This is a genomic window from Nocardia sp. alder85J (assembly GCF_020176955.2).
GTDB lineage: Bacteria > Actinomycetota > Actinomycetes > Mycobacteriales > Mycobacteriaceae > Nocardia.
In genome coordinates, this window is sequence record NZ_JAIUCZ020000009.1 from 136,122 (window position 1) to 155,967 (window position 19,846).

18 protein-coding genes and 1 pseudogene are annotated in these 19,846 nt (G+C 69.2%); 14 read left to right on the plus strand and 5 right to left on the minus strand.

Annotated elements, in window-relative coordinates; genetic code table 11:
- Positions 1 to 19: 19 nt before the first annotated feature.
- From LBW94_RS30940 to LBW94_RS30970, 7 genes and pseudogenes are all read left to right on the plus strand, one after another.
- Positions 20 to 373: pseudogene (locus LBW94_RS30940) on the plus strand (hypothetical protein); the annotation flags it as partial.
- Positions 370 to 2,001, plus strand: coding sequence for an AMP-binding protein (locus LBW94_RS30945; RefSeq protein ID WP_225058890.1), 1,632 nt, complete (start codon positions 370 to 372; stop codon positions 1,999 to 2,001). The pseudogene LBW94_RS30940 and the gene LBW94_RS30945, both read left to right, overlap by 4 nt.
- Positions 1,998 to 2,834 (plus strand): amidohydrolase family protein, encoded by an 837-nt coding sequence (locus LBW94_RS30950; RefSeq protein ID WP_225058889.1) that lies wholly within the window; start codon positions 1,998 to 2,000, stop codon positions 2,832 to 2,834. Before LBW94_RS30945 ends, LBW94_RS30950 begins: the two co-directional genes overlap by 4 nt.
- 34 nt (positions 2,835 to 2,868) lie before the next feature.
- Positions 2,869 to 3,927, plus strand: a complete 1,059-nt coding sequence (locus LBW94_RS30955) for an acyl-CoA dehydrogenase family protein (RefSeq protein WP_225058888.1) — start codon at positions 2,869 to 2,871, stop codon at positions 3,925 to 3,927.
- Positions 3,928 to 3,940: 13 nt separating this feature from the next.
- Complete coding sequence (locus tag LBW94_RS30960) at positions 3,941 to 5,155, plus strand: acyl-CoA dehydrogenase family protein (RefSeq protein ID WP_225058887.1); 1,215 nt, start codon at positions 3,941 to 3,943, stop codon at positions 5,153 to 5,155.
- Positions 5,152 to 5,958, plus strand: coding sequence for an enoyl-CoA hydratase (locus tag LBW94_RS30965; RefSeq protein ID WP_225058886.1), 807 nt, complete (start codon positions 5,152 to 5,154; stop codon positions 5,956 to 5,958). The genes LBW94_RS30960 and LBW94_RS30965 overlap by 4 nt, the downstream gene beginning before the upstream one ends.
- A gap of 94 nt (positions 5,959 to 6,052) precedes the next feature.
- On the plus strand, positions 6,053 to 6,511 hold the full coding sequence (locus tag LBW94_RS30970; protein ID WP_225058885.1) for a hypothetical protein: 459 nt from the start codon (positions 6,053 to 6,055) through the stop codon (positions 6,509 to 6,511).
- A gap of 26 nt (positions 6,512 to 6,537) precedes the next feature.
- Here LBW94_RS30970 and LBW94_RS30975 read toward each other — a convergent pair whose 3' ends face one another.
- Positions 6,538 to 7,833 carry an amidohydrolase family protein gene (locus LBW94_RS30975; protein ID WP_225058884.1) on the minus strand — a complete coding sequence of 432 codons (1,296 nt, stop codon included), beginning with the start codon at positions 7,831 to 7,833 and terminating at the stop codon, positions 6,538 to 6,540.
- A gap of 192 nt (positions 7,834 to 8,025) precedes the next feature.
- Here LBW94_RS30975 and LBW94_RS30980 point away from each other — a divergent pair, with 192 nt between their 5' ends.
- Both LBW94_RS30980 and LBW94_RS30985 read left to right on the plus strand, forming a co-directional pair.
- Positions 8,026 to 9,201 carry a thiolase family protein gene (locus tag LBW94_RS30980; RefSeq protein WP_225058883.1) on the plus strand — a complete coding sequence of 392 codons (1,176 nt, stop codon included), beginning with the start codon at positions 8,026 to 8,028 and terminating at the stop codon, positions 9,199 to 9,201.
- Positions 9,202 to 9,240: 39 nt separating this feature from the next.
- Positions 9,241 to 10,011, plus strand: coding sequence for an SDR family NAD(P)-dependent oxidoreductase (locus LBW94_RS30985; protein ID WP_225058882.1), 771 nt, complete (start codon positions 9,241 to 9,243; stop codon positions 10,009 to 10,011).
- A 63-nt stretch (positions 10,012 to 10,074) separates the two neighbouring features.
- Here LBW94_RS30985 and LBW94_RS30990 read toward each other — a convergent pair whose 3' ends face one another.
- The 3 genes from LBW94_RS30990 to LBW94_RS31000 form a co-directional block, all read right to left on the minus strand.
- Complete coding sequence (locus LBW94_RS30990; protein ID WP_255634510.1) at positions 10,075 to 10,200, minus strand: hypothetical protein; 126 nt, start codon at positions 10,198 to 10,200, stop codon at positions 10,075 to 10,077.
- Between the two features lie 102 nt (positions 10,201 to 10,302).
- Positions 10,303 to 11,508 (minus strand): cytochrome P450, encoded by a 1,206-nt coding sequence (locus LBW94_RS30995; RefSeq protein WP_225058998.1) that lies wholly within the window; start codon positions 11,506 to 11,508, stop codon positions 10,303 to 10,305.
- A gap of 300 nt (positions 11,509 to 11,808) precedes the next feature.
- Positions 11,809 to 12,633 carry a TetR/AcrR family transcriptional regulator gene (locus tag LBW94_RS31000; protein ID WP_225058881.1) on the minus strand — a complete coding sequence of 275 codons (825 nt, stop codon included), beginning with the start codon at positions 12,631 to 12,633 and terminating at the stop codon, positions 11,809 to 11,811.
- A 584-nt stretch (positions 12,634 to 13,217) separates the two neighbouring features.
- Here LBW94_RS31000 and LBW94_RS31005 point away from each other — a divergent pair.
- A complete protein-coding gene (locus LBW94_RS31005) occupies positions 13,218 to 14,765 on the plus strand; it encodes a class I adenylate-forming enzyme family protein (protein WP_225058880.1) in 1,548 nt (515 codons plus the stop codon).
- Positions 14,766 to 14,771: 6 nt separating this feature from the next.
- Here the strand turns inward: LBW94_RS31005 and LBW94_RS31010 are convergent, their stop codons facing one another.
- Positions 14,772 to 15,848, minus strand: a complete 1,077-nt coding sequence (locus LBW94_RS31010; RefSeq protein WP_225058879.1) for an ecdysteroid 22-kinase family protein — start codon at positions 15,846 to 15,848, stop codon at positions 14,772 to 14,774.
- Between the two features lie 165 nt (positions 15,849 to 16,013).
- Here LBW94_RS31010 and LBW94_RS31015 point away from each other — a divergent pair, with 165 nt between their 5' ends.
- From LBW94_RS31015 to LBW94_RS31030, 4 genes are all read left to right on the plus strand, one after another.
- Positions 16,014 to 17,018: a Rieske 2Fe-2S domain-containing protein gene (locus tag LBW94_RS31015; RefSeq protein WP_225058878.1), complete on the plus strand. Its 1,005-nt coding sequence runs from the start codon at positions 16,014 to 16,016 to the stop codon at positions 17,016 to 17,018.
- 129 nt (positions 17,019 to 17,147) lie between these two features.
- A complete protein-coding gene (locus LBW94_RS31020; protein ID WP_225058877.1) occupies positions 17,148 to 17,363 on the plus strand; it encodes a hypothetical protein in 216 nt (71 codons plus the stop codon).
- 68 nt (positions 17,364 to 17,431) lie between these two features.
- On the plus strand, positions 17,432 to 18,424 hold the full coding sequence (locus LBW94_RS31025) for an alpha/beta hydrolase (RefSeq protein ID WP_225058876.1): 993 nt from the start codon (positions 17,432 to 17,434) through the stop codon (positions 18,422 to 18,424).
- Positions 18,421 to 19,842, plus strand: a complete 1,422-nt coding sequence (locus tag LBW94_RS31030) for an MFS transporter (RefSeq protein ID WP_225058875.1) — start codon at positions 18,421 to 18,423, stop codon at positions 19,840 to 19,842. Before LBW94_RS31025 ends, LBW94_RS31030 begins: the two co-directional genes overlap by 4 nt.
- Positions 19,843 to 19,846: the final 4 nt, after the last annotated feature.

Sequence of the window (19,846 nt, forward strand, 5' to 3'; positions counted from 1 at the left end):
CAACCACTACTACGAACCCGCCGGGGCCGGGGTCCCCGTCGCCTTCCACCTCGGCGACAGCGGCTATCGCACGATCGCCGGAATGTGGGGCGGGAAGGACACTTTCGAGGCGTTCGGCGGCTCCACCCCGCTGGAGAAGATCCTCGTCGACGATCGCGCCGTCCACGACACGATGGCCTCGATGATCGTGGACGGCGTCTTCGACCGCAATCCCGGTCTGCGGGTGGCCGGCATCGAGAACGGCTCCGACCGGCCGCACGGCGAAGGTCTCGGGCAGCCGATGGAATACGTCCGCGAACTGGGCGGCTTCGATGCCGCCGGCCTCCGGAGGATCATGCGCGGCAACGCCGTCGAACTGCTGGGCCGGCCATGACCGAATGGACCCTCGGCCAGGTCCTGGACGCGATCGCCGCGGCGGTACCCGATCGGGTGATGACCGTCTGCGGCGACCGCCGGGCCACCTTCGCCGACACCGTCTCGAACACCCGGCGTTTCGCCGATCAGCTGGCGACACGGGGATTCGGGGTGCGGACGCCGCGCGCTCGGCTCGAGCGCTGGGAATGCGGCCAGGACCGGGTCGCGATGATCATGCGCAACGATCGCTACACCGACGTCATGCTGGGCTGCCTGAAGGCCCGCACGGTCCCGGTCAACGTCAACCACTACTACACCGCTCGCGAGATCCGGGAACTGCTGGACTACGTCGGGCCCCGAGTCATCGTGTACCACCGCGGATTCGGCGAGAAGGTCGCCGAGGTGGCGGCCGGGATGGATCTCGATCTGCTGATCTCGGTCGAGGACGGCAGCGGGGTGGACGAACTGCCCGGCGCGGTGTCCTACGACGATCTGCTGGCCCTCGGCGATCCGGATCGGGTGATCGAACCGGATCCCGACGACCTGATCATGATGTGCACCGGCGGCACCACCGGCCGTCCCAAGGGTGTGCTGTGGCGGCAGAGCGACATGTACGTGTCCGCGATGCGCGGCAGCGATCACGACAGCGCGGAACCGTTGCACGCCTTGGCCCGTGCCACCGGGCAGGTGTGGCTGGCGGCCTCGCCGCTGCTGCACGCCGCCGGGACGTGGACGGTGCTGGGCGGGGTGCTGACCGGGCAGACGGTGGTGCTCTACGACGACCGCGACAAGTTCGACGCGCGCAAGGCCCTCACCACCGCGGCGCGCGCGCGGGCGACGATGATGACCATCGTCGGCGACGCCTTCGCCGGTCCACTGGTGGACGAATTGCGTTCCGGCGACTATGAACTGGCCACCCTGACCTCGATCGGCACCGGTGGCGCGGCCACGAACCCGGAGCACAAGCGCGCGCTGATCGAACTGCTGCCGCAGGTGACCATCGTGGAGGGCTACGGGTCGTCGGAGACCGGCGGCATGGCCTTCGGCCACAGCAGCCGGGACCGGCAGATCGAGACGTTCGCGCTGATGCCCGGTGGCGTCGCGGTCTCCGCGGACCGCACCCGGTTCCTGGCGCCCGGCGACACCGAGATCGGCTGGGCGGCAAGGGTCGGGCGGGTGCCGCTGGGGTATCTCGACGATCGGGCGGCCACCGAGCGGACCTTCCCGGTGATCGACGGCGTGCGCATGGCCGTCCCCGGCGACCGGGCCACCGTCGACGCCGACGGCAGCCTCCGGCTGCTCGGGCGGGACTCGCTGGTCGTCAACACCGGCGGCGAGAAGGTCTTCGTCGAGGAGGTCGAGGAGATCCTGCGGGCGCACAAGGGAATTCGCGACGCCCTGGTGGTCGGCCGGGCCAGCGAGCGCTGGGGGCAGGAAGTCGTCGCGCTGGTCTGCGCCCGCGACTTCCCGGTCCCGACCGCCGGCGAACTGCGGGCGGCGTGCCGTGCGATGCTCGCCGGATACAAGGTTCCCAAGCGGTTCATCTTCGTCGGCGCGATCGCGCGGCTCGGCAACGGCAAACCGGACTACCGCTGGGCGGGGCAGCGCGCCGCCGCGGACATCGGCACGGACAACGGAGAATCATGAATCACCGGGTAATCGATTGTCTGGTCAACGTGCATTTCGGCGAGATGGAACAACCGAAATGGATGCAGGCGGTCCGCGAGGATTATTTCAAGGGCCCGGCCGCGATGTACGAGCAGGTCGATCTCGAGCGGTTGCTCGACGAGATGGACGAGCAGGGGGTGGAGCGGGCGATCCTGATGGATTCGCTGGCCAAACCCTCGGTGACCGCGCGGAAATTCGTCGAGGCCCGGCCGGACCGCTTCTCGCTGAGCATCGGCGGCATGAATCTGCTGCGTCCCATGGCCTCGCTGCGGGAGCTGACCGCGGCCGTGCGCGACCTCCCGGTCTCGTATGCCGTGGTGGGACCGAGCTTCTGGGGTGACGGGATGTATCCGCCCAGCGACGCGGTCTACTACCCGCTCTACACCAAATGCGCCGAACTGGGCCTGCCGCTGTGTCTCAACACCGGTCTCCCGGGCCCGCCGCTGCCCGGTGAGGTGCAGAATCCGATCCACCTGGACCGGGTCTGCGTGCGCTTCCCCGAACTGAAACTGTGCATGATGCACGGCGCCGACCCGTGGTGGGACGTGGCCGTCCGGCTGCTGATCAAATACCGGAACCTGCGGCTGATGACCTCGGCGTGGTCACCGAAGCGGCTGCCGGAGAGCCTGTTGCACTACATGCGCACCCGCGGCAAGGACAGGGTCATCTTCGGTTCCGATTGGCCGGTGCTGTCGCAGCGCCGGGTGGTTCCGGAGGCGCTGGCGCTGGATCTGCCCGGCGACGTGCGCGACAACTATCTGTACCGCAACGCGAAGGACTTCTTCTTCGGCGAACGATCCGCCGATGCGTGACATGTCACCGCTCGGCCGGAGAAAGGAGAACGGCATGGACCGCTACGAATTGCGGCGGCTGGACTACAGCCTGTCGGAGGACCAGACCGAGGTGCAGGCGGTCTACGCGAAATTCTTCGCCACCCGGTCCCCGATCGATGTCGTCCGGGCCGCGGAGCCGACCGGTTTCGACCGGAACCTCTGGGATCAGCTGTGTGCCACCGGCGCGACCTCGATGGCGCTGCCGGAGTCCGTCGGCGGCGACGGGGCCACGCTGGTGGACCTGGTGCTGGTGGCCGAGGAGCTCGGCCGCACGTCGGCCCCCGTGCCGTGGATCGAACACGTCTGTGCCACAAGGCTTCTGGCTCGGCTGGGTGCGCTGACCGATGCCCCGGACCTGGTGTCCGGGCGCCGCATCGCCACTGTCGACGCGTGCCTGGACGTCGCGGCCGGGCCCCGGCTGATCCCCGCCGCCGCGGTCGCCGACGAGATCGTCGCCCGGCACGGCGGGGACATCGTGTGGCTGACCCCGGACACCCGGCCGGACCCGGTCGCCAATCTGGGCCGGTTGCCGCTGGCGTGGATCGATCCCGCGGCGGGAGCGCGGGTCGTCGCGTCCGGCGACGCGGCCGCGGCGCACTACGCCACCGCACTCGACGAATGGCGGTTGCTGACGGCGGCGGCGCTGGTCGGCCTGGTCGACGAGACCACCCGGATCGCCGCCGAATTCGCCACCACCCGCTACACCCTGGGCGTCCCGATCTCGACGTTGCAAGGGATTTCGCATCCGCTGGCGAACAACGCCATCGTCGTGCGGTCCGGCCGGGCGCTGTCCCGGCGCGCGGCCTGGTTCCTGGAGTTCGAGCCGGGTGTGCGCGACGAACTCGCCTCGGCGGCTTTCGTTTTCATGGCCGAGGAGGCCGCGAGGGCGGCGACCGTGGCGGTGCACATCCAGGGCGGTCTGGGTGTGGCGGCGGAGTCCGCGGCGTCGGGCCATCTGGTCCGGGCCCGGGGCTGGCCGCTGGCCGGCGGCGACCCGGCCGCCAGCGCGCGGCGGGCGGCGATCCTGCTCGCCGGCCATGTCTCGGGCTCGTCCCGCCCGGCCCCGGTCTAGATCGGAGAACATCATGGATTTCTCGACAGTGCAACTGTCCGAAGAGGATTCGGCCTTCCTCGCGCGCGCTCGGGCGATCCTGGCCGAACACGTCACCGACGAGGTGCGCCGCCGCGACCGCGAGACCGGCGACAATTTCGACGAGGGCGTCCATCTGGCGCTGGGGGCCGGCGGCTGGCTCGCCGCCGAATTCGACGACACCCTGACGCGGGTCCAGCGGCGGCTGTGGCAGTTGGAGCGCCGCCGGGTGCACGTGCCCTGGGTCACCTGGGGCACCACCCAGATCGTCGCGGCCTCGGTGCGCCGGCACGGATCGCCGCAGTTGCAGGCGGAGGTGCTGCCCGGGGTGCGCGACGGTTCGGTCCGGCTGTGCCTGGGCTACACCGAACCCGAGGGCGGCTCCGATGTCGCGACCTGCAAGACCCGCGCGGTCCGCGACGGCGACGACTGGGTGATCAACGGCGCCAAGATGTTCACCACCGGCGCGCACAACTGCCGGTACGTCTTCCTCATCACCAACACCGACCCCACCGCGCGGAAACACAAGAGCCTCACCATGTTCCTGGTGCCGCTGGACACCCCGGGCATCGAGATCCAAGGTATCCGCACCGTCGACGGCGACCGCACCAACATCGTCTACTACAGCGACGTCCGGGTCCCGGACCGGTACCGGCTCGGTGAGGTGAACGACGGCTGGAACGTGCTGCGCGCCCCGCTGGACGAGGAGCACGGCAATGTCGCCGCCGAGACCGACGGCCTGGCCGACGTGTCCATCCTGGGGCATCAGGGCTGGCACATGCTGACCACGATCGACAAGGCCGCCGCGATCCTGTCCGAGCCGGGGGCGGACGGGCGGTGCCGGATCGACGACGCGTCGGTGGCGATGCGGCTGGGCCGCAGCCTCGCCCGCGCGGAGGCGGCGCTGGGCACGCCGGGCATCTTCGGCCGGGTCGCGGTCGCGCAGACGATGCGCGACATCGCGCCGGATCTGATGGACATCCTGGGCCCCACCGCGCTGCTGCCGGCCGACACCGCCGGTTCCGCCGATGACGGTGCCGCCGAATACCTGTACCGCTGGGCGCCGCTGTGCGGCATCTACGGCGGCACGCTCGAGGTGTTCCGGAACATGATCGCGCAGCACGTCCTCGGACTCGGCAAACCGAACTATTCCCCGCCCAGGGTCGCGGCGCGCCGAGACCCTGCCCACGCAAGGACAGAATCACCATGAGCGCTGATCTCGTGCTGTACGACGTCGCCGACGCCGTCGCGACCATCACCCTGAACCGGCCGGAACTGGCCAACGCCCAGAACATGCCGCTGCTGGACGAACTGGACGCGGCCTGGACGCGCGCGGACCGCGATCCGGAGGTGCGGGTGATCGTGTTGCGCGGCAACGGGAAACACTTCTCCTCCGGCCACGACATCGACCCGAGGACCTGGAACACGCGGGACGCCGGGGCGAAGTGGCTGGTGTCGGAGGTCTACGAATCCGAGACCCGCCGCTTCCTGGAGTATTCGCTGAAGTGGCGCAACATCGCCAAGCCGTCGATCGCCGCGGTGCGGGGCGTCTGCATCGCCGGTGGGCTGCTGCTGGCCTGGCCCTGTGATCTGATCGTCGCCGCCGACAACGCCACGTTCTCCGATCCGGTGCTGGCGATGGGCATCGGCGGCGTCGAATACCACGGCCACACCTGGGAACTCGGCGCGCGGCTGGCGAAGGAGATCCTGTTCACCGGCCGGTCCATCGATGCCGAGGAGGCGCACCGGGTCGGCATGGTGAACCGGGTGGTGCCCCGCGCCGACCTGGAATCCGCGACCCGGCAGCTGGCGGCCGAGATCGCGACCAGACATCCCTTCGCACTGCGGATGGCCAAGCACGCGGTCAACCAGACCCTCGACATCCAGGGCTTCACGGCCGCGGTGCGGGCGGTCTTCGACATCCACCAGCTCGGCCACGCGCACGCCATCTCCGAGACCGGGCTGCCGGTGCTCATCGCCCTGGAGGGGATGAAGAAGCAGGTTTCCGAGTAGGCGCCCGATTCGGGCCCGGCGGCCCGGCGGCCTTCGTATCCTCGTCCATGACGGCTCCGGGAGGTTCTCGGGTACTCGGAAGGACGGATGAGCCGTGGACCATGGTGGCGACCGGCGGGTGCTGCGCCTCGTCGACGAGACCGGCGAGCGGGCCGGATCCGATGACGATCCGGACCCGGCCGACGGGTGCGGGCCGATCCATCCGATCCCGGCGGACCTGGTGGGCCGGATCGTCGCGGGACTGGCCATCAGCGCCGAACTGCTTCGCGGCGACCGGCCGGCGCGCCGGCGAGATCCGGTCGCGACGCCGGACCGCACGTTGACCCTGATCGTCGAGTGGGGCATCTCGCTGGCCTGGTCGAACCGCCGGGCCACCACGTTCGCCGACGAGGCGCTGATCGATCGCACGATCAGCGCGCTGCGGTCCGGTATCGCCTGCGTCGGTCCCGGCGCCCGGACGGAGTATCCGGGCGATCCGGTCCAGCTGCACGACACGCTCACCGAAACGGTCTCCGCGCTCGCGGAGCCGCTGTGGCGGACACAACCGTTGTAGCGGAACATGATTCGCGGTCCCGCCGGTCAGCGGGAGTGCCCGGTGGCCGCTTTGATCCGGGTCTGGAAGGTCTCGAGCTTCTGTGTGGCGGTGACGGTCTTGTGGCTGCGTGCCCGGATGCTCACGTCGTGACCGGCCGCGGCGGCCCGCAGCGCGCCGACGGTGGCCTGCTCGCGCGGGATGTGCTGGAACGGATCGAAGGAGTACCAGCGCATGGCGTTGCGGTGGGTCATCTTGTCGATCTCGTCGTCGGGCACGTTCTCGGCGGTCAGGACCTGCTCGAGCACCTCCGGGGCATCCGGCCACATCGAATCGCTGTGCGGATAGTCCATCTCCCAGGCGATGTTGTCGATGCCGATCTCGTGCCGCAGCCGGACCCCGACCGGATCGCTGATGAAGCAGGTCAGGAAGTGGTCGCGGAACACCTGCGACGGCAGCTTGCCGCCGAAATCCTGTGCGGTCCAAGCCGAATGCATCTCGAAGGTGCGATCGACGCGCTCCAGGAAGTAGGGGATCCAGCCGGTGCCGCCCTCGGACAGCGCGATCTGGAGATCCGGATAGTCCTTGACCGGCCGGGACCACAGCAGGTCCGCCGCCGCCTGCACGATGTTCAGCGGTTGCAGGGTGATCATCACGTCCGGCGGTGAGTCGACCGTGGGGATCGACAGCCGTCCCGACGAGCCGATGTGGATGCTGAGCACGGTATCGGTCTCGATCAGCGCCTCCCACAACGGATTCCAGTACGGCTGGTGGAAACTGGGGTACCCCAGCGCCGCCGGGTTCTCGCTGAAGGTCAGCGAGTGCACACCCTTGGCGGCACAGCGGCGCACCTCGGCGGCACAGGCGTCGGCGTCCCAGCTCACCGGCAGCGCCATCGGGATGAACCGGCCCGGGTAGGCGCCGCACCACTCGTCGATGTGCCAGTCGTTGTAGGCGCGGACCAGCGCCAGCGAGAACTCGGGATCGTCGGTGGCGAACAGCCGGGCCGCGAAGCCGGGGAACGACGGGAAGTTCATCGAGGCCAGGACCCCGCCGGCGTTCATGTCCTTGATCCGCTCGTGGACGTCGAAGCAGCCCGGCCGGATCTCGTCGAGCCCGTCGGGTTCGAGCCCGTACTCCTCCTTGGGCCGGCCGGCGACCGCGTTGAGCGCGACGTTGGGCACCGTGACGTCGCGGAACTTCCAGACGTCGGCGCCGTCGTCGGTGTGGATCAGCCGCGGTGCGTCCGCGGCGTACTTCTTCGGCAGGTGGTTCCGGAACATGTCCGGCGGTTCGATGATGTGATCATCGACGCTGATCAGAATCATGTCGTTCTTGTCCACGACGACCCTCCTCGGCAGGGTGCTGCGGTAGTGGCAACGGTAGGTATGACTGTCCGAATGCTCCCGGGGCGGGCGGGTTCTCGCGGCGCTGCCGGGTACTATACGGTAAACTTTACAGTTGGATACACCACCAGACGACGGTTTCCGGAACGCCGCCGCGCGCGGCAGCCGGACAATACAGAGGTTGAGACCATGCCAAGACCTGTCATCGTCGGCGCCGTCCGCACGGCCATCGGGCGATCGTTCAAGGGATCGCTGGTGAACGTCGCGCCGGAGACGCTCGCGGCCGCCGTGGTGCCGGAGGTGGTGCGCCGGGCGGGTATCGACCCGGCCGTGATCGACGACATCATCCTCGCCGAATCGCATTACGGCGGTGGCGATCTCGCTCGGCACGCGGCGGTCGACAGTGGCTGGTTCCACGTCCCCGGGCAGGCGGTGAACCGGCACTGCGCCGGTAGTCTCACCGCGATCGCCGACGCGGCCGCGTACATCGCCGCGGGCTGGGAACGGGTGTTCGTCGCCGGTGGCGTGCAGTCGCTGTCGATGACGCCGCTGATGAAGATGCGCGTCCCCGGGCCGGAACTCACCTTCGCCGAGCCGTGGATCCCGCCGAGTCACCCCGAGACGCCCGATGCGCCGACCAAGGACATGTCGATCACCGTCGGCTGGAATACCGCGCAGGCGGCGGGCATTTCGCGGCAGGAGATGGACGCGTGGGCGGTGCGGTCGCATCAGCGCGCCGTCGCGGCGATCGATGCCGGGAAGTTCCTCGACGAGATCCTGCCGCTGAAGGTGCAGCAGCCGGACGGGTCGGTTCTCGATTTCGCGGTGGACGAGCATCCGCGCCGGGACACCACCCTCGAGCGGCTGGCCGGGCTGAAGGTGCTGCATCCCGAGATCGAGGGCTTCTCCATCACCGCCGGGAACAGCAGTGGCACCAACGATGCCGCCGCGGCGGTAGTGGTCGTGGACGACGGGTTCGCCGCCGCGGAGAACCTGACGGTGCTGGCCACCGTCCGGGCCGTCGCGAATGCGGCCGTCCCGCCGCGCGATACCGGTCTGGGTGCGGTCGAGGTGATCGGCAAGGTGCTCGACCGTGCGGGATTGTCCCCGTCGGATGTCGCGCTGTGGGAGATCAACGAGGCGTTCGCCTCGGTGCCGATCGCCGCGTCCCGGAAGTACGGCCTGGACGAGGAACTGGTGAACTTCTCCGGCAGCGGGTGCAGCCTCGGCCATCCGATCGCCGCCTCCGGCGCGCGCATGGTGACCACCCTGATCCACGAATTGCGCCGTCGCGGTGGCGGTATCGGCGTCGCGGCGATGTGCGCGGGTGGCGGCCAGGGCGGGGCGCTCGTCCTCGAGGTGTGAATGCAGTGTCGGACATCATTCGGAATGCGAGGAGAGACAGTGGCGTTCGAGGGTGAAGTTGTTCTGGTGACCGGCGGCGCCGGCGGTCTGGGGGCGGCCACGGTGCGGCGCCTGCACGCCGCGGGCGCGAGCGTCGTGATCGCCGATCTCGCCGACGACAAGGCGAGCGCGCTCGCCGCGGAGCTGGGGGAGCGGGCGGTCTACGTGCGCACCGACGTGCTGAACGAGGATGCGGTGGAACAGGCGCTGGCAGCGGCCGATTCGCTGGGCACGCTGCGGTACGCGGTGATCGCGCACGGTGGTTTCGGCGTGCTGGAGAAGGTGGTCAACCGGGACGGCAGCCCGGCCACTCTGAAGGGTTTCGGCGACACCGTCTCGTTGTATCTGACCGGCACCTACAATGTGCTGCGGCTGGCGGCGGCGAAGATCGCGAAGCTGGCGCCGAAGGCCGACGGGGAACGCGGCGCGATCGTGATGACCAGTTCCATCGCCGGATACGAGGGGCAGATGGGGCAGTCGGCGTACTCGGCGGCGAAGGGCGGCGTGATCGCGCTGACGCTCAGTGGCGCCCGGGATCTGAGCACCGTCAAGATCCGGCTCAACAGCATCGCGCCGGGCACCATGCGGACCCCGCTGATGGAGCTCATCGGTGCGGAGGGGTTGTCGAGATTCGCTGCGACCGTGCCGTTCCCGAAGCGGCTCGGCGCCCCGGACGAATACGCCGACCTGGCCGAGCATCTGCTGCGCAACACCTACATCAACGGCGAGGTCGTGCGCATCGACGGCGCCCAGCGCTTCCAGCCGAAGTAGACCGCGACCTTGGAAAGCCCCCGGCGAAGCGAATTCGCGGCCGGGGGCTTTCCCGGCCCGTTGTCACCGCAGCCGCGGCGACATGCGCTTGATGCCGTGCACGAAATCGCTGTGCACGTACTCCGGTTCGCCGGCGACGACCGCGGGCAGCCGGGTGACCAGCTCCCGGAACATGTGCCGTAACTCCATGCGGGCCAGGTTCTATTCCGAGGCAGAAGTGCGCTCCGCCACCGCTGCGCGCTGTTCGGATTCCATCTGAACCACCCCCCGGGGACATCGTCGAAATCCGGGTCAGGACATGCGGTAGCGGATCGGCAGATGTTTGAGACCGCCGACGAAGGTCGTCGCGATCAGTTGCGGTGTCCCGTCGTAGTCGAGGGAGGTCAGCCGCGGCAGCAGCAGCCGGAAGAAGCTGCCGACCTCCATCCGGGCCAGGGGAGCGCCCAGGCAGAAGTGCACGCCGTGTCCGAATGCCAGCTGCCGGTTGGGATTACGGCCCACGTCGAAGCGGAACGGATGCTCGAAGACCGCCTCGTCGCGGTTGGCCGACACATACGACAGCAGCACCGATTCGCCCGCGGCGATCGGGACCCCGCCGACGGTGGTGTCCTCGGCCGCGGTGCGCATGAACGCCTTCACCGGGGTGACCCAGCGGATCATCTCCTCGGTCGCCTTCGGCATCAGATCGAGGTCGGCGCACAGGCGTTCGCGCTGCTCCGGAAAGTCGATCAGGGCCTGGAGCCCACCGGCGATGGTGGCGCTGGTGGTGTCGTGGCCGGCGGTGGCGATGATGACGTAGTACGACATGGTGTCGATATCCGACAGCGGCTCGCCGTCGATGCGGGCGTTGGCGATCGCCGACGCCAGATCGCCGGTGGGATGCTCGCGCCGCGCGGCGGTCAGCGCGCGGAAGTATTCGAACATCTCCAGCAGCGCGGACATGGTGTCGTCGTCGGTGAGCGGCTTGCGCTGGAGCTCTTCGTCGTTGGAGCCGATGAGCTCCTGGGTGAGCTTCAGCATGAAGGGGAAGTCGGCCTCCGGCACACCGAGCAGCGACATGATGACGTACAGCGGGAAGTTCTTGGCGATCGCCTGGACGAAATCGCAGGAGCCGCCGGCGGCGAACATCTGCTCGACGTGCTGCGCCGCGAGTTCGTCGATGCGGTCCTGCACGGCCTTCAGCGCCGCCGGCCGGAACCAGTCGGTCGCGATGGCGCGCACCACGCGATGCTGCGGGTCGTCCATGTGGATCAGGGTGCGCACGCCTGCGCCGATCTGCATCTCCTCGGCCTGCGCGGTGAGCAGGACCGGACGCGGCCAGTTGGTGAACACGGTGTTCGCGCGCGAGATCGCGCTGATGTCCGCATGTCTGGTGACGGCCCAGAACGGGTGGTACCCGGGCACGTCGACGCGGGTGATCGGCCGTTCGGCGCGCAGCCCCGTCAGCACCTCGTGCAACCGGGCCTCGTCGGTGTACGCACGGGGGTCGGCCAGCATCGCCGCGGCGTTCTCGTCGGTCGGCAGGGCCACGGTGACCTCCTGGATGGCGTTGTCGCACAGGTCGATATCGGATGCGGGACCGCGCGGTCCGACCGGCGCGGGCGCGCGGCGACTCGGCACGACCGTGTGTTGGGGTATTAACTGTAACACTTACCGTATGAGGCACGGAAGAGTCGACCCGCACGCGGCGGACGTCGGCGCGAGGTGTGGCCGGCGCCCGGCCCGAACGAAAACCACCGACCGGGAAGGCCTTCCGGTCGGTGGTGGTGTGGCGGGCCGCCGGTGGCGGCCGGGGACTCAGCGGCTGGTGGCCGCCTTCCGCGGGCGGCGGGCGGGCGCCGCGTGCTCGGTGGTCTCGGCGGCGGGCGCGGCCTTCTTCGCGGGCCGCTTGGCGGCGGCGCGCCGGGCCGGCGGCTTCGCGGCCGCGGCCTCGATGAGGGCCGCGGCGTGATCGAGAATGCACGTCAGGCCGTATTCGAAGTTGTGGTCGTCCGGTGCGCCGGACCTGCGCCCGCCCGCGGTCGCCTGTGCGAGCAGCGGGGTCGTCTCCGGTTCGAAGATCAGCTTGTCGTAGTAGGCGTTCGCCTCGCCGTCCAGTTCCTTGTTCTTGTCGTAGAGCCGTTGCAGTACCACCGAACCCCGGACGAGCAGATGAACGGCCGAATACGCGTCGAAGGCTTCCTCCAGCGGCAATCCGGCGTGGACGAGGCTGGCCACGACCGCCTCGCTCATATCGGCGCCCAGGCGGCCGGCCCGTGAACTCATGGCCGCGCGAATCAGCACCAGATCGCACAGAATCGGATCGTCGAGGAATGCCTGCCGCATCGTCCGGGCGTGCTCGGTGAGAGTGGCGCGCCAATCACCGGTTTCGACGAAAGGCGTCTCGAATGCGTATTTGTGCAATGCCCGGTCGGTCATGGCATTGAGCAGATCGTCCTTCTTGCGGAAGTACCAGTAGATGCTGGTGACACCCACGCCGAGATGCTTTCCCAGCAGGGGCATGCTCAAACCGTCGATCGAGACCTCTTCGGCGAGTTCGAAGGCGCCCTCGATGATGTCCTCCGGATTGAGGGAGCCGCGCTCACGCCTCGGCCGCTTCTCCGCGGTCCCCTGCTTCGCCATGCCCGCTCGCACCTCCAGAATCCATCTCTGCGTCCCGGTCGCCCGAGTTACGTTCGCCGTCTGTGATATTCGATAGCCTGCCGATCGCGAATGTGATCGCGAACATACGCGACCCGATTTCGCTGAAATCGACACGGTAGATCGTACCACGGGCATTACTGTCGTCGTGTTCCCCGGGCGGCCCGTGCGCTATTCCGGCGCATTTCCGGTGCCGCCGTCGGGGGCCGGATTCCCGCTTCGCGCAATGGGTCCGGCGAGTGTATTCACGGTCCGGCGACAATGGCGGATCCGGGGGCGGCGATGGATCGGTCACCGGTATCCGGCCGGGCGATCCGGTGCTCGGCGGCGCGGAGTCGCCGTTCGTGGCGGGCTCGCCGGGCGGCGCCGCGGCCCTCGGCCGGCCGGGTGTGCCGGCGCCGGAGCGGGCATGGGCGGCGAACACCTCCGGGCCGGGCCGGATTCGGCCGGCCGCCGCTGCGAACTTTCCTCTCATTACTGTAATGCATGCGGTAGGTGAGACTGTAGTCTTGTGCCGGACGGTCGGCGCACCCGCTTCGGATGCCGCCGCGTCCGGAAGGGGCACCATGAGCAGTTCCGATGTTCCGGTGCGGCCGCGCGCCGCCACCCCGTCCGGCGGCGGCGCCGATCCGGATGCGGAGTTCGCCGCCGAACTGGCCGGGCACCTCGCGGCCTACGGCGAGCGGCCCTGTATCGAGTTCGAGCGCCGCTGGTACTCCGGTGCGGAGGTGATCGGTTGTGTGCGTGCGATTTCGGCGGAGCTGGATCGGCTCGGGGTGGCGCGGACCGACCGGGTGGGCATCGTGGTCCGCAACCGGGTGCCGCACGCCGCGGCGGTTTTCGCCTGCATCGTCGACGGCCGGTCGGTCACGATGATCAATTCCTATCAGTCGGTGACCGGGATCGCCCGGGACGTGGCGGAATTGCGGCCGGCCGTCGTGATCGCCGACGCGCGGGAGTGGGAGGAGCCGCTGTGCGCGGCGTGCGCCGAGGCGGGCAGCGCCGGGATCGCGGTGTCGGCCGCGGATCTCGGCGCCGAAGCGGTGGTGCCGCGCGGTGATCGCGAGACCGCCGGTGCGGCAGCCGGATCCGGGCTCTACATCCTGACCAGCGGCACGACTGGTCCGCCGAAACGGGTCCGGATTCCCCTCTCGGCCCTGCGGCACACCGTGGCGACGATGACCGCGGGCCGGGATCCGGCGCCGGAGGATCCGCCGGAACTGGTCTACTGGCCGTTCGGCAGCGTGGGCATCTGCCAGTTGCTCGCCGGTCCGTTCCTCGCCAAACGGATGGTGCTGTTCGAGCGTTTCACCGTCGATGAATGGGTGCGGGCGATCAAGACCTATCGGGTCCGGACGGCGGGGGTGCAGCCGACGATCCTGCGGATGGTGTTGCAGGCGAACGTCCCTCGTGCGGATCTCGCCTCGCTGGAGTACCTGCCCGGTGGTTCCGGTCCGCTGGAGCCCGGACTGCGCGCGGAATTCGAGGCCAGGTACGGCATCCCGTTGCTGTGGGCCTACGGCGCCACCGAATTCGGCGGCTCGGTGTGCGCCTGGACGCTGGACACCCATCGCCGCTACGGTGCGGCGAAGCCGGACAGCGTCGGCCGGCCGTTGCCGGGGGTGGAGGTCCGGGTCGTGGATCCGGAGACGGGCGCGGCGGTCGGCGCGGGGGAGCGGGGCGTGCTGACCGCGCGGGTCGCGGCGCTGGGCCCGGAGTTCGTCCGGACCACCGATCTGGCGTCGGTGGACGCCGACGGTTTCGTGACGATCCACGGCCGGGCCGACGGTGCGATCAATCGCGGCGGCTTCAAGATCCTGCCCGAACGCGTGCGCGCGGTCTTGCTGGGGCACAGCGCGATTCGCGACGCCTGCGTGGTCGGCGTGCCCGATTCGCGACTGGGACAGGTGCCGTTCGCCGTGGTGGAGCTGCGGCACGGGCACCCCGCGCCCAGCGAGGCGGAATTGCAGGATCTGGTGCGCGAGGCGTTGCCCAGTCACCATGTGCCGGTCGCCGTCGACGTGGTCGACGCCCTCCCGCGCAATGCGGCGATGAAACCGAAGGTGCCCGAGGTCGTCGCGCTCTACGGCGAGCGGGGTGAGCGCTCGCCGTGAGCCGGCTCAGGCGGTGGCCGCCGGGGCCAGTAATTCCAGGGCGCCGATGTCGAGCACGTGCGCGCAGTGCCGGTGCAGGGTCGTCATGAACAGCCGGTCCCCGCGGTCGGTGCGTTCGACGACCATCGAGGCGGCGATCGCGGTGATCACACCGGTGAAGCTCTGATACCGGATCGTCTCGCGGATCTGCGCGTCGGTGTACGGCGAATCCGGTCCGACCGAGGTGCGATAGAGGTCGATGAGTTCGTCGTAGTGCGCCCGGCGATCCTCGATCGACATCGCCCCGCCCAGGAAATTGGCGAGATCGGACATCACCGGGCCCCGCATGACGCCCTGCCAATCCACCACCGTCAGTGGGCGTTCCGCGTCCGGGGAGCCGAAAAGCAGGTTGTCCAGCCGATAGTCGGCGTGCACGAGCCCGATCGGGAACGTGGTGCGCGCGCTACGGTAGCTGTCGAACGAGCCGACCACCGCGTCGCAGACCGAGCGCTGCGGCGCGGTCAGGTGCTCGCCGTAGCGATCCAGGAACATCGTGTACAGCTGGGCCAGCAGGTCCTGGTTCAGCATCGACCCGCGGTCGAGCCAGTCGGCGTCGGTCAGCCCGGGATGCTCCAGGACGATCGCGTGCAGGCGGCCGAGTTCGCCGACCGCGAGCCGGGCCTGTTCGATGGTCGCGCCCCGGATCTCGTCACCGGGCGCCGAGGCGACGGCGTCACCGATCAGCAGATCGAATGCGCCTGTGGCACTGTCGAATGCGGCGTGGTAGCAGACCGGTATCGGCCCGGCGGCGAGATGCGGGGCGAGTTCGCGATAGAAGCGGACCTCGCACTCGTACAGGCCCAGCGCGATGCCGGTCCGCCGGCTGGTGGGGTCGCCGGCGGCCACCTTCAGGATGACCGTCCGGGGCCCGGAGGCGCCGGGCGCGTAGTCGACGCTCACCCGATAGCAGTCGCTGACCTGCCCGGTGCCGATGCGCTCGGATCGGAAGCCGGTGACGGTTCCCGCACGCAGTGTCGCCGACAGCCGGTCGGCGGTGAGATCGGCGGGGGCTTCGATGACGGCATCGTCCGAATGGTCCTGCATCCAAGCACGGTAACGCCGGGGACCGCCGCGCAGCGGCGGATCGAGAAAATTACTGTTGTAGTTACAGGAAGGTATCCCGGTTCTGCTGTGGTCCGAGCCCGCTGCGGCAATGTGCATTACTGTAAGATACTCAGTATCTATGTCGGTATGCGGGAGGTGTGACACGTGAAGGTACCTTTCACCTGGAAGGTCACCGGCTGGTTCCAGATCGGCTGGTCACCCGAATTCCCGGTGGGTGAGGTCCGGCCGCTGCGGTACTTCGGCACGGATCTGGTCGCCTACCGTGACGAATCCGGCGAGATGCACGTGCTGACCGGCCACTGCCGTCACCTCGGCGCCCACATCGGTCACGGCGGCAAGGTCGTCGGCGACTGCGTGGAATGCCCCTTCCACGGCTGGCGCTGGGGCCCGGACGGGACCAACCGCCACATCCCCGGCGAGGACCGGGTCGATCGCGGTCTGAGACTACGCGTGTACCCGGTGCTGGAACAGCACGGCTGTGTCTTCCTGTGGCATCAGCCGCACGGTGAGCCGCCGCGCTGGCCGATGCCCGACATCTTCGAACTCTTTCCCGAGGTGGGGGTCTCGCCCACCGGCTACTACCGGCCGTATCCGGAATTCTCCCGGCTGGCGGAGAAGGAGCCGGTGCACCCCCAGGTGGTGCTGGAGAACGGCCCCGACAGCGCGCATTTCCGCTACGTCCACCGCGCGACGGTGACACCGCGGATGCTCGACTACCGGGCGGACAACGAGTCCTGGACGTTCCACACCGGCTGGCCCGACGTCCGCAGCGACGATCCCGACGCCATGGCGCTGAAGATCCGCGGCCACATCTTCGGCCTCGGTGGCTCGATCAGCGCCTTCGACGGCGCCTCGAAACACCGGCTCATCCTCTCGTCGACCCCGGTCGACGACGGCGCCTGCAATCTGTTCTATTCGATCTGGTGGCCCCGGCTGCCCGGCGACGACTCGGACGTCCCGCCGCCGGAGGTGATCGAACGGGTGGAGAAGGAATTCCTGATCACCGTCTGGGACGACCTGAGCATCTGGCGGTACCAGGAGTACGTGGAGCACCCGCCGCTGTCGCCGGTCGACCGGAAACCCTATATGGACCTGCGGAAGTGGGCCCTCCAGTTCTACGATGTCCCGGCGGGGGAGGATCGGCCGTGACTCCCCGGCGGGTTCGGCGGTGACGCCGAGGCGCGGGGCGGCCCGATCCACCACTTCGGGCCCCTGGACACGGCGCCCTCGGGTGAACAGCTGAGCCGCAGTCGGTGCCGGGCCGAGTACACCGGCGGCATGCTCACCCCCGAAGTGCTCGATCTGATCACGCAGCAGTACAAGCTCACCCGGCTCTCCGATCACAGTGTGACGGGCAGGGATTCGAGCCGGCGGAAGAACACGCTGTGCCGCCACCGGAGCGTGCCGATCGGCCACCCGGCGCCGACGGTCTTCGGTCTTTCGTGGAATGAACGTCGGCGCCGATTGGTAACGGCCACAACAATGTCGCGATGACGTGCGCGGGGATGCGCGGGTGTTCTTCACTCCGGATCGGAGCTTTCTCATCCGGGGCAGGAGTCGACATGGTGGGATACTCGCGGCGGACGGGGATCGTGCTGCTGGCCGTTGCGCTTTTCCTGGCCTGCGGAGGGATCGGTGCACGGGCCGATCCCGCACCGGCGGACACCTCGCAAATCGGGGAGATCCGGCCGGGTCCCGGCCGGCAGACGCAGCTCGAGGTGTATTCGGCGGCGATGGGGCGATCGGTGAATATGACGTTGTTGCGGGCCGCGGATCCGGACACACCCGCGCCGACGCTGTATCTGCTCAACGGTTCCAGCGGCGGATCGGACGGCAATTGGATCGACCACACCGATCTGGCCGAGTTCTTCGCCGGTAAACAGGTGAACGTCGTCGTGCTCATGGACGGCGCGGGTAGTTATTTCACTGATTGGCGCGCCGACGATCCGGTGCTCGGCAAGCAGCGCTGGGCCACCTTTCTGACCCGGGAGTTGCCGCCGATCGTGGACGAGGAATTCGACGGCACCGGCGCCGACGCCATTGCCGGGGTATCGATGGCGGGCACCTCGGTATTCCAATTGGCGCTCGCCGCACCGGGTTTCTACCGGGCCATCGGCTCCTACAGCGGATGCGCGCGGACCAGCGATCCCACCGGACAGGCCATCGTCGGCGCCGTGGTCACCACGCAGCGCGGGACGGTCGCCGACATGTGGGGGCCGCCGGGCGATCCGGACTGGGCGGCCAACGATCCGTATCTGCACGTGGACAAGCTGCGTGGCACCGCCATCTACGTGTCCGCCGGAAACGGGACGCCGGGGCACAACGAGAATCTCGGGTACACCCGCGGTGACGCGATCCAACTGCTCTACCAGTTCGTGTTCGGGGTCCCGCTGGAGGCGATCGCGGACATGTGCACCCGGCAGTTGCAGGATCGGTTGCGGGCGGCCGGAATTCCCGCGACCTTCGATCTGCGGCCCACCGGCACCCACTCCTGGGGCTACTGGCAGGACGACCTGCACAGGTCCTGGCCGATGTTCGAGGAGGCCCTCCGATGACGCGGCGAGAGGCAGCGGTGGCGCTCGGTTCCTTCGGGGCGTGCCTGATCTCGGTGTTCATGCAGATGATCGACGTCACGATCGTCACCACCGCACTGCCGGTCGTGACCGAGGACGTGGGGGCGTCGCAGTCCCAGCAGTTGTGGGTGGTGGCCGGTTACTCGCTGGCCTTCGCGTGCGTACTGCTGACCGCGGCCCGGCTCGGCGCGATCGCCGGTCGGCGGCGGATGTTCCTGTGGTCCGCCGCGGGCTTCGCGGCGGCCTCGCTGTGGTGTGGAATGTCCACCAGCGCTTCGGAACTGGTGCTCGCCCGGATCGTCCAGGGGGTCGCGGGGGCGGGGATGGCGGCGCAGACCATCGCGGTCATCACCGCCTCCTTCCGGCGTGATCATCAGCCGTATGCGTTCGCCGCCTACGGCGCCACCGCGGGTTTCGCGGGCATGCTCGGGCCGGTGCTGGGCGGCGTGCTGATCACCGTGAATCCGTTCGGGCTGGGCTGGCACGTCATCTTCCTGATGAATCTGCCGCTCGGCGTGCTGGCCGTCGGGCTGGCCTGGCGGTATCTGCGGATCGGGCCGGCGGCGCAGCGTCCGCCGCTGGATCTGCGCGGTTCCGTGATCGCCACGGCCGCCTTGTTTCTGCTGCTGATCGCGCTGTCGGACAGTCAGCAGTCGGGCTGGCGGCCGGTGCACTGGGGGTGCGCGGCGGCCGCGCTGGCGCTCGGCGGGCTGTTCGTGGTCCACGAGCGGCTGACCCGGCGCGCCGGCGGGATGGCGCTGGTGCGGCTGGATCTGTTCGGCGACAAGGGTTTCGCGGTCGGCTCGGTGCTGGTGGCGATCTTCTTCGGGTTGTTCACCGCCTTCGTGTTCACCGTGTCGATCCTGTTGCAGGTGGTGCTGCACTTCTCGGTGCTGCGGACCGGAATCGCCATGACCCCCTTCGCCATCGGGGCCGGGGCCGGGGCGCTGCTGTCGCCGAGGCTGGTGAACCGCTTCGGTGTGCGCGCACTCGCGGCCGGGGTGGTGGGCTTCGGCGGCTGGGTCGCGGTGGGGGTGGGATACCTCTACGTCGAGTCCGGGGCCGTGAATCTGGCGCTGGTCACGGCCCCGGTGTTCCTGGCCGGATTCGGGGTCGGGGTGTTCGGCGTCCCGTTGCAGCCGATCATGCTGGCGGGCCTGGACGACGACGCGATGGGTGAGGCGTCGGGTCTGTTGCCGACCGTCGAGCAGATCGGCAATTCGGTCGGGCTCGCGGTGCTCAGCGCGCTGTTCTTCCGCGCGCACACGCTGACCGGCAGCATGACCATGCTGAGTGCGATCGCCGTCGCCGCGCTCGGCCTCGGCGCGCTCACCCTGGCGTTGCCCGACCGCCGCGCGGTGGCCGGATCGACCCCGTGGAGCCGGGCCGCGACGGCGTGACGCC